Source organism: Candidatus Accumulibacter aalborgensis (genome assembly GCF_900089955.1).
In the GTDB taxonomy this organism is placed as follows: Bacteria; Pseudomonadota; Gammaproteobacteria; order Burkholderiales; family Rhodocyclaceae; genus Accumulibacter; species Accumulibacter aalborgensis.
Map to the genome: position 1 here is coordinate 82362 of NZ_FLQX01000035.1, position 13160 is coordinate 95521.

The 13160-nt window shown below is 65.4% G+C and carries 15 protein-coding genes and 1 pseudogene; 3 read left to right on the forward strand and 13 right to left on the reverse strand.

Annotated features, from left to right (window positions below; genetic code table 11):
• Positions 1-3 precede the first annotated feature (3 nt).
• From ACCAA_RS03460 to ACCAA_RS03470, 3 genes are all read left to right on the forward strand, one after another.
• Positions 4-567, forward strand: a complete 564-nt coding sequence (locus tag ACCAA_RS03460; RefSeq protein WP_186405848.1) for a sll1863 family stress response protein — start codon at positions 4-6, stop codon at positions 565-567.
• An 83-nt stretch (positions 568-650) separates the two neighbouring features.
• The gene (locus ACCAA_RS03465; protein ID WP_245754411.1) at positions 651-1124 is read left to right on the forward strand and encodes a CHRD domain-containing protein; all 474 of its coding nucleotides are present in this window, start codon (positions 651-653) and stop codon (positions 1122-1124) included.
• A 90-nt stretch (positions 1125-1214) separates the two neighbouring features.
• A complete protein-coding gene (locus ACCAA_RS03470; RefSeq protein ID WP_186405849.1) occupies positions 1215-1649 on the forward strand; it encodes a PRC-barrel domain-containing protein in 435 nt (144 codons plus the stop codon).
• 1033 nt (positions 1650-2682) lie between these two features.
• On the opposite strand, the pseudogene ACCAA_RS22410 reads toward ACCAA_RS03470, so the two are convergent.
• The 13 genes and pseudogenes from ACCAA_RS22410 to ACCAA_RS03535 all read right to left on the reverse strand — a co-directional run.
• A pseudogene (locus ACCAA_RS22410) lies at positions 2683-3042 on the reverse strand (beta-ketoacyl synthase N-terminal-like domain-containing protein); the annotation flags it as partial.
• Positions 3024-3596: a PIN domain-containing protein gene (locus ACCAA_RS03480; protein ID WP_186405850.1), complete on the reverse strand. Its 573-nt coding sequence runs from the start codon at positions 3594-3596 to the stop codon at positions 3024-3026. The gene ACCAA_RS03480 and the pseudogene ACCAA_RS22410, both read right to left, overlap by 19 nt.
• Positions 3597-4061 (reverse strand): helix-turn-helix domain-containing protein, encoded by a 465-nt coding sequence (locus ACCAA_RS03485; RefSeq protein WP_186405851.1) that lies wholly within the window; start codon positions 4059-4061, stop codon positions 3597-3599.
• 294 nt (positions 4062-4355) lie between these two features.
• Positions 4356-4550 carry a hypothetical protein gene (locus ACCAA_RS03490; RefSeq protein ID WP_186405852.1) on the reverse strand — a complete coding sequence of 65 codons (195 nt, stop codon included), beginning with the start codon at positions 4548-4550 and terminating at the stop codon, positions 4356-4358.
• Positions 4517-5182 (reverse strand): ATP-binding protein, encoded by a 666-nt coding sequence (locus ACCAA_RS03495; protein WP_186405853.1) that lies wholly within the window; start codon positions 5180-5182, stop codon positions 4517-4519. The genes ACCAA_RS03490 and ACCAA_RS03495 overlap by 34 nt, the downstream gene beginning before the upstream one ends.
• Positions 5127-6299 (reverse strand): hypothetical protein, encoded by a 1173-nt coding sequence (locus tag ACCAA_RS03500; protein ID WP_186405854.1) that lies wholly within the window; start codon positions 6297-6299, stop codon positions 5127-5129. The genes ACCAA_RS03495 and ACCAA_RS03500 overlap by 56 nt, the downstream gene beginning before the upstream one ends.
• Positions 6296-7378 carry a S1 family peptidase gene (locus ACCAA_RS03505; RefSeq protein ID WP_186405855.1) on the reverse strand — a complete coding sequence of 361 codons (1083 nt, stop codon included), beginning with the start codon at positions 7376-7378 and terminating at the stop codon, positions 6296-6298. Before ACCAA_RS03505 ends, ACCAA_RS03500 begins: the two co-directional genes overlap by 4 nt.
• A 379-nt stretch (positions 7379-7757) precedes the next feature.
• Positions 7758-8999, reverse strand: coding sequence for a beta-ketoacyl-[acyl-carrier-protein] synthase family protein (locus tag ACCAA_RS03510; protein ID WP_186405856.1), 1242 nt, complete (start codon positions 8997-8999; stop codon positions 7758-7760).
• Positions 8999-9271, reverse strand: coding sequence for an acyl carrier protein (locus ACCAA_RS03515; protein WP_186405857.1), 273 nt, complete (start codon positions 9269-9271; stop codon positions 8999-9001). Before ACCAA_RS03515 ends, ACCAA_RS03510 begins: the two co-directional genes overlap by 1 nt.
• A 49-nt stretch (positions 9272-9320) precedes the next feature.
• Complete coding sequence (locus ACCAA_RS03520; protein WP_186405858.1) at positions 9321-10613, reverse strand: NAD(P)/FAD-dependent oxidoreductase; 1293 nt, start codon at positions 10611-10613, stop codon at positions 9321-9323.
• Positions 10613-11356, reverse strand: a complete 744-nt coding sequence (locus ACCAA_RS03525) for a class I SAM-dependent methyltransferase (protein ID WP_186405859.1) — start codon at positions 11354-11356, stop codon at positions 10613-10615. The genes ACCAA_RS03520 and ACCAA_RS03525 overlap by 1 nt, the downstream gene beginning before the upstream one ends.
• A 49-nt stretch (positions 11357-11405) precedes the next feature.
• The gene (locus tag ACCAA_RS03530; protein WP_186405860.1) at positions 11406-12464 is read right to left on the reverse strand and encodes a 3-oxoacyl-[acyl-carrier-protein] synthase III C-terminal domain-containing protein; all 1059 of its coding nucleotides are present in this window, start codon (positions 12462-12464) and stop codon (positions 11406-11408) included.
• Between the two features lie 56 nt (positions 12465-12520).
• Positions 12521-13027, reverse strand: coding sequence for a hypothetical protein (locus ACCAA_RS03535; protein WP_186405861.1), 507 nt, complete (start codon positions 13025-13027; stop codon positions 12521-12523).
• Between the last annotated feature and the right edge of the window lie 133 nt (positions 13028-13160).

A 13160-nucleotide genomic window follows, 5' to 3' on the forward strand; every position in this document is an offset into this window, starting at 1 on the left:
ATTGTGAGCCTTGCCGCCCGCCGAATCCGTGCGCCAGCGTACACAGGTGGCAAACCTTTTCGCGCTCGCCGCTGCCAACTCGCGGCAGCGGACACGCTTGACTGCACGATCTTCGTCGCAAAGGGTCACCACAATCAGCTCCCGTCTGTACGCGAACGCACAGACTCCGCCTTCTTTCGCGCTTATGCTTTTCGCCATTGCAGGAAAACACGAAGGCGAGACACGGAATTGCTTGCTCGCTTTCAGCCCGATTTTTTTCAACCGCAAGGAGCTGATACCATGTCAACAAGAAGAGACGAGTATATCGAGAAGATGAAACTTCAACTCGATGACGTAAATGCAAAAATGAGCGCACTGGAAGCCAAGGCGCAGGAAGCGAAAGCCGGGGCGCACGAAAAATATCAGGCAGAAATGGCCAAGCTGCGTGAGCAATCACAACTGGCCATTGCCAAACTCGACGAACTCAGAGCTGCGGGCGAAGATTCCTGGGAAACGATGGTTGCCGAAATGGAAAAACTGCGCGATGCATTTATTCGTTCTTTTCATTACTTCAAGTCCCAGATTTAGGCTGGGCGGAATTCTCGGCAAACCCGTCGGTACGGGGGCAGCCGTTGCCGCCGGTTCATGCAACCGTGTGAAAGGAATACACTTTGATCCCTACGTCAACGTCGCCCCGAAGCCTGCTCAATCGGCTGGCCCCGCTTGTGCTGCTGCTCATCGCTTCGGCAAGCGCCCATGCCGAGCAGCCTGTGTCGATTTCCCTCAAGGGCAGCGCCGAGGTGCCGCCGGTGGCCACCTCAGCAATCGGGTCGGCACAGATATCTGTCCGACCTGACCACACGGTGAGCGGCAGCATCAAGATATCCGGATTTGTTGCGACGATGGCGCATATTCACGAGGCCGCCGCGGGGAAAAACGGCCCGCCGATCATCACCCTGAGCAAGACCGAGAGCGACAGCTTTTCGGTTCCTGTCGGCGCCAGGTTAACTGACGCCCAGTATGCGAGCTACCTGGCCGGTAATCTTTACGTCAATGTGCACAGCGCTCAGTCGCCGAACGGTGAGCTCCGGGCGCAGTTGCTGGTCAGCGAAGGAACCGCCAAACCGATGCTCATCGCCAAGTGATCCGGATGACCGCACCGAGCAGGTAAGCGCCGGGCACTCGGTTCGGCGCCCCTTTTTTTTTTCAATATCAGCGATTGAATGGAGATGCACATGAACTACGAAGAGCGCGATGCTTATGGCATGTACAGGATCGACACCGTGGTAAGTTCCGGAGCCGACGTGCGCCACGGACCGGGCCCTGACCAGATGGGAGCCGACACGCTTCTTGGCAACGAGGTCTACAACCAGAAAGGAGAAGATCTGGGTGACATCAAGGAGATCATGCTCGATATGCGCACCGGCAGGGTGAGCTACGCGGTATTGTCCTTTGGTGGTTTCCTCAGCATGGGCGAGAAACTTTTTGCTGTGCCCTGGGATGCTTTGACGCTGGATACGAGAAACAAACGCTTCACGCTGGACATGGACAAGGACCGCCTCGAGGGCGCCCCAGGTTTCGACAAGGACATGTGGCCCAATATGGCAGACCCGTCGTGGGCACACGGGATCAACGCTTTCTACGGAACGGCACCGCGCGCGGACGTCTGAGCGTTCACGACGCCAAGTCACCAAGCACGAACACCGGCTAAACGCGGCCTCCTGTCCAATGGCGCAGGGCGGTCGCCGGCAGCTCAGCCCAAAGACCACGAATGTCGACGTTCGAGATGTGCGCGCCGACCCGCCCGCGGGATTCCGCCCAGGTACAGGAACGTTAACCCAGAACCAGCTGCACGACCGCCTCGCACTGCAGGTAAGTGCGGGCTGTGTGGTCAGCACGGGTTGCTTGTTTTCTTGGTGACGCCTGCGCATTGGCCCCCACAGGACGCACAGCACGAGGACTTCATTCGTGCAGCCAAAGGCAAACGAGGGCGACAGCGTAGCCTTGTCCACATCAGTTCCATTCCCAGACTCGCAATTGCCCCCGCGTCTGTCAGATCGCCACCTTCCACTCTCGCAGCAAGCCAACGGTCTGCGTCAGCGCCTGCTTCATCAGCGTGTCCAGTGTCGCAGCCAGCGTCAGCAGCCCTGGCCTTGGCGATCAAGCCATATGGCCGATCGTCTTGCGAAAGCGTGCGAGCGAGGCGATGAAAAGGATCCTGCCGATTGCCAGGATCATCAGCGCCGCCCCGGTGAGGATGATCGACAGCATGGTGGCGTTGTTGATGATCTCCATCAGCGAACCGAACCACGACTGCTCGAGGTCGGGGTTGAAACGCATGCGCAGAGCCCCCCGGTGCAAAACGGATAGCTTGAAACGGCCTGTTCTTCGTTGTTCTGGTGGGTTCGTGGCTGACGCCTTGGCCTGCTGTCTCAACTGCGCGCGAATGGTGACCGCGCCGCGCTTTGCGTCTGTTCGCCAGCGCACGGAGCGAGCGCGACCCGGTCGCCCACAACCGCCGCAGCACAGGATCAGGAATCCGCTGCACGCCAGAGAATCGGTCTGAGCCCGGTTCCCGGCATGGGTGATTAACGGAAGCTCACCCGTTGGGTGAGCCGAGAAAATCCCGTTCGTGCTGAGCCTGTCGAAGCATGAACGGGATTTTCCCCCGCCAACAGAGGTTTTTAGGGTGAATGGCTTGATGCGGTCCGAGGCATCGCCATAGAGCGTCTTGTAGCCGTCGTCGCTGGTCTGCGAGCCGCCCATCCCGGTGCCGACGAAGACGCCTATCCGGCTGCGGTCCTCCTGGCCGAGGTCGCAGGATGCACGGCCGAGCGCCTGTTTCGCGGCGACGAGTGCGAACTGGCTGACCCGGTCGAGCATGCGCAGCTTCGGTGGCTCGAAATGCGCGCTGCCGTCGAAGGACGGCTGGACGCTGAATTGGTCTTCAACGATGAACAGCAGCTCGACGACGCCGAGCGGGTCGATGCTCAGCGCTTCGAGCGGCGTATCGGGGGTCAGACTCGGAATTGCCCGCGCGTCTGTCAGATCACCACCTTCCACTCTCGCAGCAGGCCAACCGTCTGGGTCAGCCCCTGCTTCAGCAGCGTGTCCAGGTATTCGTCCGCCGTTTTGGGCGGGTTCTTCAGCGACCGCCGGTGCGTGGCCGCTGCCTCGCAGACACTGGCCGGATGCTGTTCGAGCAGGTCGAAGATGAAGTCATCCGGATGTTGTACCGCGAGGTTGTAGCGCCTCAGCAACTCCTCCGGGAAGTCCTTCAGGTTGAACGTCAGGATCAGTGTGGCGCCGCCGTGAATGGCTGCTGCCACCACATGACGGTCATCGGAGTCCGGCAACTCGATGGACGGGATCAGATGTTCAAAGCCGGTGACGAGGCTGTCCCGCACATGCGCATTCATCAGAGCGCGGGTGCGATCCAGGTCTTCTCGCTTCAGATCCGGCCGCTTCTTGTGGACGTTGTGAATCCACTCATCGTGGATCATCTCCGTCCAGCACGCCCGGTACAGATCCGTAAGGGCCAGGCGCATAAGGAAATCGCGCAGCGGTGCCGGGTAGAGCACGCACGCGTCGTAGATGACGGTGAAGTGCAAGCGCATTCATTCGTACCCCATGTTGAGTTCCTGAGCCTGTTCTGCCAATGCATCGAGGGCCTTGCTGCGCTCCGCATCGATGCGATCCTTGTACGCAATCACGTCCTGGTAGCGGACGCGGCGGTGCGTGCCGATCTTGTGGAACGGGATCTCGCCGCGCTCCAGCAATTGCACCAGGAACGGACGCGATACGTTGAGCACGTCCGCTGCGTCCTGGGTGGTCAGTTCAGCATGGATGGGGATGATGCTGACGGCGCTGCCCTCACCGATCTTTGTCAGGAGATCAACGAGTAGTCGCAGAGCCGACACCGGGAGACGAACCGGATGGGCCGCGCCTTGGTCGTCGAAGATCCCGATCTGCTGCGTTTCAGCATGGGTCTCCAGATAGGCGGACAGAGCCCGCCCGCTCTCGCGTGCGAGAGCGACTTCCTCGGCCGAGGGCAGCGAGCGGGTGAATGAGAGAGTGGTCATGACGGCCTCCTGGAAGCTTGGAACAGCAGCGCGGGAGAAAGTATAAACGAAATATCCGAAACAGACATGCTACGAGGGCAGTCGGCGCCCAGGACACACAAAAACACGCCCGTTTGCACGCAGTCCGCCTCCAGACTCCCGTGTCACTGGGTGCCCGCACCGACGCGGCAAGATCTTTGTTCATGCCATACCCGCGAGATAAGGGCGCATTACGTTGGCGACACGACAAAGCCAGAATTTTGCACTTTCTTGGCGGTTAATGGAAAAAGAAAGGCATGACCTGCCGAACTGGTTTCACAGGTCAAGCTCCATCCGTTCGTCGGCCACCCAAAGGCGCATCAGTTCGACGGCGTAACCGTAGCGGCCCGTTTCGGCGATCAGCACGTCGTGCTCACGCAGCGCCTGCAGCGCGGCCGTCAGCCCGGCGCCGGTCAGTCCGGCGAGCTGGCCAAACGCTACCTCGTCGAGGCCTTCGGGGTGCGCTGCCAAGGCGCGCAGGAGCGCGTGCTGGCCAGCCGATCCCTCGGCGGCCTGTTGCCAGATGGCGTCAGGCCGCGCAGCAGCATCACGACGCGGTTGGCCTCCTCGGCCGGCAGGAGCTCGTCGAGCAGTTCGTACTCATCGAACACCAGGATGAAGCGTCGCTCGTCGCCGCCGCCGGCGTTGACGCCGGCCAGGAAGCGCCGCAGCGCGTGCTGCGGATGCGCGTCGAAGGTCGCCGCTGCCGGCTCGGCAAGCGCCTGCGGCGCCGCCTGCCAAAGGGCGAAAGCGATCGCGCGACAGAGGTCGGCCACAGCATCCGACCAGTCCACCGTCTGCAGGGTGAGATAGGCGAAACCGGTATTGGCGCCGAAGTCGCAGCCGGCGACGACGTTCTTCATCACGCTCGTCTTGCCCATGCGGCGATGACCGTAGACCACCAGCGAATCGCGTTGCCCGGGCTTGGCCCACGCCGAGCGAATCTGGTCGAAGATGCCCGCCCGCCCGACGAGCCGCTCTGCCGGAACCGGTGCGCCGACGATATGGGGGCTGGCGACCGCCTCGCGGGCGGTCAGCGTGCCGACCTCACTGGCGACGCCGAGCACCTGATCGAGCCAGCGGCCGAGGATCTGGTCGACCACGACTCGTTCCGGTTGCGGGCAGTCCGCCGCTGACAGCCGCCGTCGCCTGCAGCGCCTTCAGCGTGCCGCTGGCGCGGTTCAGCGCGGCGCTGCGTTCGCGGATCGAACGCGAGTCGCGGACCAGGCGGCAATCGCGAGCGATCTCGCCGAGGTGGTTGAGGACGGCGGCCACCGCGGGACGCAAGCGATCGCCAACCGGATGCTCGGGCGGACACCACTCGCCGATCTCGGCGAAGGAATCGCAGCGCTGCGCGGTCGACAGCGCTGCGGCGTTGCCGTGCATCTCGCTGCCGAAGGGCAGGTGCTGAACGTGGGCAAAGGCCTGCTCCGCCAGCTCCACCTCACCCGCGTGCAGCGACCAGAATCCGGCGCAGGCCGCCTCGGCTGGCGTGTCGTGGCGCAGCGTATCGTCGATCTGCGGGCGCCAGCGCCGAGGGACAACCCAGAAACCTTCCCTGAACGCGGTGGCCAGACCGCTGCGCAGACTCGCCGACTGGTAGCGAAGCGCTCGCCAGTCATTCAGCCCGAGGTCGCACCAGGCGGCGATCCGAGGCAGCAGCCGCGCCCCTTCGATCGCCTCCAGGTTGGCCCGAATCGCACCAACCACCGGCATGAACTGAAGGGTGTAACACAGCAGGCCTTCGCAGACGCGCAGGCCAGCCAACCAATCGCTCCGGAGTCGCTCGGTCAAAGAGGTCTCCAGACCGGGAACAGGCAGCGGCGATACTCGCTGGAGCCGTATCGCAAACTCCTTTGAGCGCTGCAGCCAGGCGGGGACAAGACACAGTAGATCCGCGTCGAGCCGCACGCCCACCACGCCGAGCGCCATCTTGGTGAGATTCACGGCAAGACCAAGCTCGGGCAACAGCAGCCAGGCAGCCAAGGCTAGCAGCCCCAGCAGCACCAGGGCTTGTGCAACCAGGCCGCGTTGTCCTTTGTCCTGCCGCAACACCTCGCGAATCGGTGCCTCCGCCGGCGAGGTCCCGAAGCGCTCGACATACCAGCGCAACGCCTGCGGAAAGTAGAAAACCCGGTACAACAGCAGCAGGTAATCGAAGGGATTGAGCAGCGACAGCGGCCGCTGGCGCCGCGGTGCGAAAGGGAACTCGTCGTTCACGCTGGGGCCGATCGCTGGCCGATCCGCCGCTGCTCCTCGAAGCGCGCAGCACAGCGAGCGAGCAGCGCGGCGGGTTGCTGCGGCTCACGGCAGAGGCCGGCGTAGTCAGCGAATGGCAGCTTGCTGCCTGCCAGTCGCGCCTCGACCAATCGCCGGCAGTCCGCCGCCGGCAGCGGTCCCAGCACGACCGGGATGGGGTCGATGCCGGCCAGCGGCGAGTCGCGCAGCGGGTCGTCTTTGCGGAAGAGGACTTCGAGCCGTTCGTTGCTGAGCGGTAGCAAGCGGGTCTGAAACTGGTCGTGGAGCCCGCGCAGCCAACGGCGCATTTCGAGCCCCTTCGCGCCGGCGTCCATGCCGCCCAGGTCGTCGAGGACGACAAGGCGCAGCGGCTTGACGCGCATCAGGCTGCGCCAGTCGCCCGCCCGCTGGCCGCCAAGCCGATGGACGAGCGCCTCCTGCAGTTCGCGCAGCGTCTCAATGGTACGGAAGTTGAGCCACGCCACTTCGCTTGCGGTCCAGTCCAGTTGCTCGCCGAGGCGCGGGCGGAGGAGTCGCAGCAGCGCCGACTTGCCGCTGCCGCGCGGTCCGACTACCGAGCAATGATTGCCGGCGCGCAGCTTGTCGAAGACGCGGTGCAGCGCTTCGTCACGGCCGATCACTTCCTCGCTCTCGCCGAGGAAGGGGTTGGCCGCGGCATCGCTGCGGCGCTGCAGGCGCGCGCGCTGTACCGGATCAAGGCAGGCGTGCCAGCGCGAGTCCGCGGCATGATGGAGCCGCTGCTCTTCGGCAATCGAGGCCATCGCCGCAAAAACGGCGCTGACCGGCACCGCGCGGCCGCCGAGCGGCACGCGCAGCAGCGCGAGGTCGGGAAAAGGTCCGGCGTGGTAGTCGACGATCTCGATCCCGTCGTCAAGTTCGCGCCCCGACCAGAATACGCGCAGCGGCCCGGCTGTCTTGTGGGCGCTGGCGATGACGTGCGCGCAAGTCAGCACCAGACCCGGAGCGACAAATGCGCCAGTGCCGGAGCTGCCGGCAGTCACGATACGCACGCTGCACGCGCGCAGCAGCTCGTCGATCATGGGCATCGCTGCCTGGCTCAATCCGTAGACGGGTGCGGAAGCCAGAGCCGGATTCCGCGGATTACGTGGCTTGCGTGGCCCACTCGAGCACGATCTTGAGGTTCGCCTTGCCGCTGCCTTTGACGAGCAGCGTCGTCAGCTTGCCCGCTTGCTTGCCCTCCCAGGTTGACCCGCTGCCTTACCGTCAGCAACAGCCGCCATGTTAGCGCAACGCGTGATGACACGCATTACTTCGCTCTGCTCGCGGCGGACGCGGGTGCACGCCCGTCGAGCCAGCGAATGTCGCGCAGGGAAGGCTGGGCGGCATGCGCGGCGATGGCTGCGGCACGCCCGCCCTGCTACGTCAGGGCTTGTTGTCGTCGTGATGCGGGCGCACTCGCTACGATACCGCGCGCAGCACGAGGACGGCATTCGTGCCACCGAAGGCAAACGAGTTTGACAGCATGGTGCGCACGGCAAGCTGGTCGCGGGCGGCATTCGGCACGTAGTCGAGGTCACATTCCGGGTCCTGCGTCTGCAGGTGCATGGTCGGCAAGGCAACCGCGTGTTGCATCGCCAGCAGCGACAACACGCATTCGAGCGCACCGGCAGCGCCCAGCAGGTGGCCGTGCAAGGCCTTGGTCGCACTGATCGGGATGCCGTACGCTCGTTCGCCAAACACGGCCTTGATCGCGGCGGTCTCTATCGCGTCGTTGGCCAGTGTACCGGTGCCGTGCGCGTTGATGGCGTCGATCGCAGACGGCGCGAGCGCTGCCGACTGCAGCGCCGCGCGCATCGCCGCTGCCTGGCCGTCGACGCTGGGCCGCGTGATGTGGCCAACATCGGTCGACAGCCCGTAGCCGAGGAGTTCGCCCTCGATCGCCGCGCCGCGTGCCACAGCACGCTCCCAGGGTTCGAGAACGACCATCGCTGCACCCTCGCCAAGGACCATCCCGCTGCGGTTCTTCGAGAAAGGCTTGCACGAGGCCGAGGGATCCAGCGTATCGATGGCGGCCAGCGTGTGCAGCGCCTCCCAGGCCTTCAGGGAGCCGAACGATAGCGGCGCTTCGGCGCCGCCGGCGATGGCCATCTCCAGGTCGCCCCTGGCGACGCGCAGCCACGCCTCACCGATCGCCACGGCGGACGACGAGCAGGCGGTCGAGTAAGTCAGATTCGGCCCGCGCAGGTCGTGCTCGATGCCGATCCATGCGGCCGGCGCGTTGTGCATGCCCATCAGCACGGTGAATGGCTTGATGCGGTCCGAGGCATCGCCATAGAGCGTCTTGTAGCCGTCGTCGCTGGTCTGCGAGCCGCCCATCCCGGTGCCGACGAAGACGCCTATCCGGCTGCGGTCCTCCTGGCCGAGGTCGCAGGATGCACGGCCGAGCGCCTGTTGCGCGGCGACGAGTGCGAACTGGCTGACCCGGTCCAGCATGCGCAGCTTCGGTGGCGCGAAATGCGCGGTGCCGTCGAAGCGCACGGCGGCAGCAAGCGGTGCGACGAGTCGGTGAGCGAACGGCAGGTCGAGGCACTGGATGCCTGAGCGGCCGGTATATGCACGACCGTACGCCTCGGCTCCACTGTTGCCGAGCGGCGAGACGACGCCGATACCGGTGACCGCTACCCGGCGCAGGGCGCTCATCAAGCGGACGTGCGCACAGCGCGAACACCCGAACCGTGTTGTGCCGCGATCACCTCGTCGATGTAGCGCACCACCTCGCCGATCGTCGTCAGGACTACCGAGTCCGGCGACAGCTTGACGCTGAATTCGTCTTCGACGGTGAACAGCAGTTCGGCGACGCCGAGCGAGTCGATGCCCAGCGCTTCAAGCGGCGCATCGAGGGTCAGGGATGCGGCATCGATCTGGTAGTCCTTGACCAGTATGGTACAGAGCACTGCGAAGGTATTCGTCATCTGTTTTCTCCTGCGTCGTCATGTTCATGTCAAATTCTCTCGCCCCGCCTCAGAGGGCGCGCGAAGCGAGTTTGCCCCCCCCGCGCGACTCGGCCACCCGTCTCTCTGTCGGCGCCAGCCAGGCGATCGTCGCCGGGTCGACGGCGCAGCGTGTCTTGCCGCCCCAGCTCGCCGCCAGCGTCAGTAGCCCTGGCCAGCTTCGTCCCAGCGCCATCGGCAGCGCGGCGGCGGCCGGCCGCATCGCCAGTTGGGCGAAGGCCGCGGCCAGCCGCAGGCGCGGCGCGAACTGGCGGCGCCACTCGGCCGCGTAGCGGCGAGCAAGCTCGCGCTGCCCCAGCTCGGCGGGAATCACGTCGCGGCACTCGCCGCCGAGCAGGTGCACGCAAAGGAGCCAGGCGGACTGCAACGCCATGCTCATGCCCTCGCCAATGATCGGATGCGCCTCGCCGGCGGCATTGCCGATGCGCAACACGCCGTCGTCAGCGTGCAGGTGAATGCCGGGATCGAGCGGCCCGGCGGCGAGCCATGGGCCCTCGCGCGAGGCCGCCTGCAAGGCGACGCGAACGCCGCCGCAGGCGCGCTTGAGCAATGCTTCGACCGCGTCGCCGGCGCGCCAGCCGGGTGCGGCGCGCCGGCAGGCTTCGAGCCGGTCGCGGCGGATGCAGCAGGCGACCGTGGTCAGGCCATCAGCGGCAACGACCATGCCGCCATAACCGCCGTCGAAAGAGAGTACGGGCAGCAGGCCATCGTCCAGCGATGCATCGCGAAAGTTGGCCTTGAAAGCGAGCAGATCGGCAGCCGAGCGAACCAGGCGCCGACGTGGACGCTGCGCAGGCAGCGGCTCCCATGAGCCGTACGCAGCAATGGCTAGTGGCGCGCGCAAGGTCAGTGCAGCCGCAGAATCGATGGCGCGAACGGCGCAGCGCCAGTCTCCGGCGCGGCCTTCGATCGCCTGCGCCGCCCAGGGTTGCAGCACATGCGCCCCGGCCGAGCGTGCCTGCCCGAGCAACAGGGTGTCGAGCGTCTCGCGGCCGAGCGCCCTGCCCCAACGATATCGCTCATGCGCGGCTGCCGGCAGATCGGCGACGATCTTCTGCTCGCCAAGCAGCAGTGCGACCTGACTCAATTCGGGGCCAGCGGCGGCGGCCAACGCCGGCCCGATGCCGAGGGCGGCGAGCAGCGGCAGGTTGCTCGCCGCCAGGCATTCGCCGCAGACCTTGCGGCGCGGAAAGGACTGCTTTTCGATCAGCGCCACCGACCACCCGGCCCGTGCCAGCAGGATCGCGGCCGACGAGCCGGCCGGACCGGCGCCGACGATGAGCGCATCGAAGTGGGTGCGCATCAGCTCACCTTGACGCGCGCGGCGCGAAAGCAGTGGCTGAAAAGGCCGGCTGAAGACTCCTGCACCTGCCATTCGACGCCAGCAGCCGGCCACACCGCCGTGAGCTCTTGCCCTCGGAAACCGGCATGCACGCTCAACACAGCGTCTGCGCGCGTGACCGCACTGGCGCCGATCACGCCGAGCAGGTGACTGCCGGCCAGGGCGAGCCAGGCACGGCGCGGTTCGCAGGCCAGGAAACGATCGCTGCGCGCAGCAATCACACGCAGCAGCGTGGCGAGCTGCTGCCCTGCGAAATGGTGCAGGAAGAGGTTGGCGATGATCAGGTCCCAACGCGCCGTCGCGTGGCCCTTACGCAGCGGGTCCGAGGGAGCAGTGGCCCAATCGAGGACGTCGGTTACTGTGGCGACAGCAGTCCAGCCCACCTCGGCGTAGCTCTTGACGATTTCGCCGTCCACCAGCGGCTGGGCGTCGAGCAGGGTCAGATCGACCGGCGGCCATGTCGGCGCGAGCCGACGAGCGACGCCAAGCAGCAGGTGGCCATCGCCGGCGCCGATTTCGAGCACCTGCAGCGGCAGCGGCCTGACTCGCGGCACGACCCAGTCAGACAAAGCACGCCGTACGATCGTGCGCGTACCCATCGCACGATGAACGCGCCGCAAGTCGCGACGCGAGCGAATCGCCGCCGGATCGTCCACAGCCAGCCCGTCGAGAGCTTCAGCGGCAACGATCCGCGACAGGGTCATCGTAGCATCCTGCGCTCGGTCGGCCGGGAGCATACGGTCCAGCCAGTCATCAACTCACTCGCAGCAAGGCACCGTGGCAACTGAAGCCAGCGCCAAACGACGAGAGCCACCACCAGCCACCCGGCGCTTCGTCAGCCAGCGCCGCCTCGAGGACGAAGTAGACGAACGCGCTCGACAGGTTTCCATACTCGCGCAACATTGCGGCGCTGTAGCGCAAGTCCTCGGCTTTGAGCTGGAATGCTCGTTCAAGCGCGAGCAACACATCGCGCCCACCCGCGTGCATGATCCACGCACTCACGTCGGCGGTGCACAAGCCGGCGCGTCCGAGCACGGTGGCGAGCACCTGCTGCGCATAGGTCGCCGCCAGCGCCGGTACGGCGCGTGTCAGGATGTTGCGCAGCATGCCGTCGCGGCTCTCGAACTTCAGCGCCTGGCGTTGGGTCGGTTCGATCAGCGATGTGCTGTGAGTCCACTCGATGCAACGGGCGGCCGGCTTTGGCTGCCGGGACAGAATGGCGGCCCCGGCGCCGTCTCCGAACAGGCACGCACTGATCAGGACACCGGGGTCGTTGTCGAGGTACATCGCCGCGCTGCTCACTTCGACGCAAATCGACAGCACGTGCTCACACGAGTCCGAGGCCAGCAAAGCGTGCGCCAACTGAAGATTCGGCAGCGCCGCCGCGCAGCCCTGGCCGACCAGATCGAAGGCCAGCACGTCGGCGCGCAAGGCCAGCCGCTCGACCACGTACCCCGACAGCCCCGGGCAGAGGTAGCCGGTGCAGGTGCTCACGATGACCGCACCAATGTCCCCCGCCGCCAGGCCACTCCCGGCGAGCGCACGTTCGGCGGCCTGGGCAGCCAGTGCCGGCGCCGTGGCGAGAAAGCGCTGCGCGAGCGTGTTCGGGTCGATCGCGAATACTTCGTCGAGCGAGTCAAGGGCGAGCCGGCGCGCCTCGATGCCGTTGTCGCGCTGCAGAACGGAGCGCGCCACGAAATGGGCGCGCGCGTCCAGCCGGGCGAACCAATCCGATCGCTGAAAGGCTTCCAGGCACTCCGCTTTGGTGTAGCGCGCTACCGGCGTCGCGGTGCCGATGGCGCGAAAGTACATGCAGACAGGCGGGGTCTGGCTGAACGGTCCACGTTCGTTAGCGATGGGTGCGTCGCTCAATGGCTCTGCGCGATGGAATTGCCGATGACGTCGCGGACCACGGTCTCTTCTGCCGCCGTCGTGGTATCGGCGACCAGCACGACGTGGCCGCTGCGGATGGCATCAAGCACCAGCTCCGAAAACTTCCCTTCCTTCTTTTCTTCCGGCTTTTCTGCGCCAACGGCAGCACCGAGCACTCCGCCGAGAGCGGCCCCCCAGCCGAGCATGGCCAGCGGTCCGATCAGCGGACTGGCGACGAAAAGGGTCACGTTGGCTGCCACCAGCGCGACTTCCGCGAGGACGCCCAGGCCGCTACCGACCGCCGCGCCGACGGCGCCATCGACCAGCACGTCTTTCAGCGCTTCGTCATCCGCCGCCATCCGGTGGCTGCCGTCAGCCTGGACGTTTTCCATGATGTGTAACTGGCCACGGCTCAGTCCGCGCTCGACCAGTTCGCTGCACACGGCATCGGCTTCGGCACGGCTGATATAGATCCCGCTTACAATATGTCTCTGGTCATTCATAGTCATCTCTCCTGCGTGGTGGTGAAACATGAGGTGACGTGCCCAACGGCCACGAGCACCCCGTCAGGCGACCGACGCTACTCAACGACGCGAATCGTCACCGGCAGACGCCCAGCCTAGCGCAAGCGCGTGG

What these genes read in the sequence shown, in the direction of transcription:
- ACCAA_RS03470 (WP_186405849.1), top strand. Translation starts at nt 1,215, where the DNA reads ATGAACTACGAAGAGCGCGATGCTTATGGCATGTACAGGATCGACACC.
- ACCAA_RS03480 (WP_186405850.1), bottom strand. Translation starts at nt 3,596, where the DNA reads ATGCGCTTGCACTTCACCGTCATCTACGACGCGTGCGTGCTCTACCCG.
- ACCAA_RS03485 (WP_186405851.1), bottom strand. Translation starts at nt 4,061, where the DNA reads ATGACCACTCTCTCATTCACCCGCTCGCTGCCCTCGGCCGAGGAAGTC.
- ACCAA_RS03505 (WP_186405855.1), bottom strand. Translation starts at nt 7,378, where the DNA reads ATGATCGACGAGCTGCTGCGCGCGTGCAGCGTGCGTATCGTGACTGCC.
- ACCAA_RS03510 (WP_186405856.1), bottom strand. Translation starts at nt 8,999, where the DNA reads ATGAGCGCCCTGCGCCGGGTAGCGGTCACCGGTATCGGCGTCGTCTCG.
- ACCAA_RS03515 (WP_186405857.1), bottom strand. Translation starts at nt 9,271, where the DNA reads ATGACGAATACCTTCGCAGTGCTCTGTACCATACTGGTCAAGGACTAC.
- ACCAA_RS03520 (WP_186405858.1), bottom strand. Translation starts at nt 10,613, where the DNA reads ATGCGCACCCACTTCGATGCGCTCATCGTCGGCGCCGGTCCGGCCGGC.
- ACCAA_RS03525 (WP_186405859.1), bottom strand. Translation starts at nt 11,356, where the DNA reads ATGACCCTGTCGCGGATCGTTGCCGCTGAAGCTCTCGACGGGCTGGCT.
- ACCAA_RS03530 (WP_186405860.1), bottom strand. Translation starts at nt 12,464, where the DNA reads ATGTACTTTCGCGCCATCGGCACCGCGACGCCGGTAGCGCGCTACACC.
- ACCAA_RS03535 (WP_186405861.1), bottom strand. Translation starts at nt 13,027, where the DNA reads ATGAATGACCAGAGACATATTGTAAGCGGGATCTATATCAGCCGTGCC.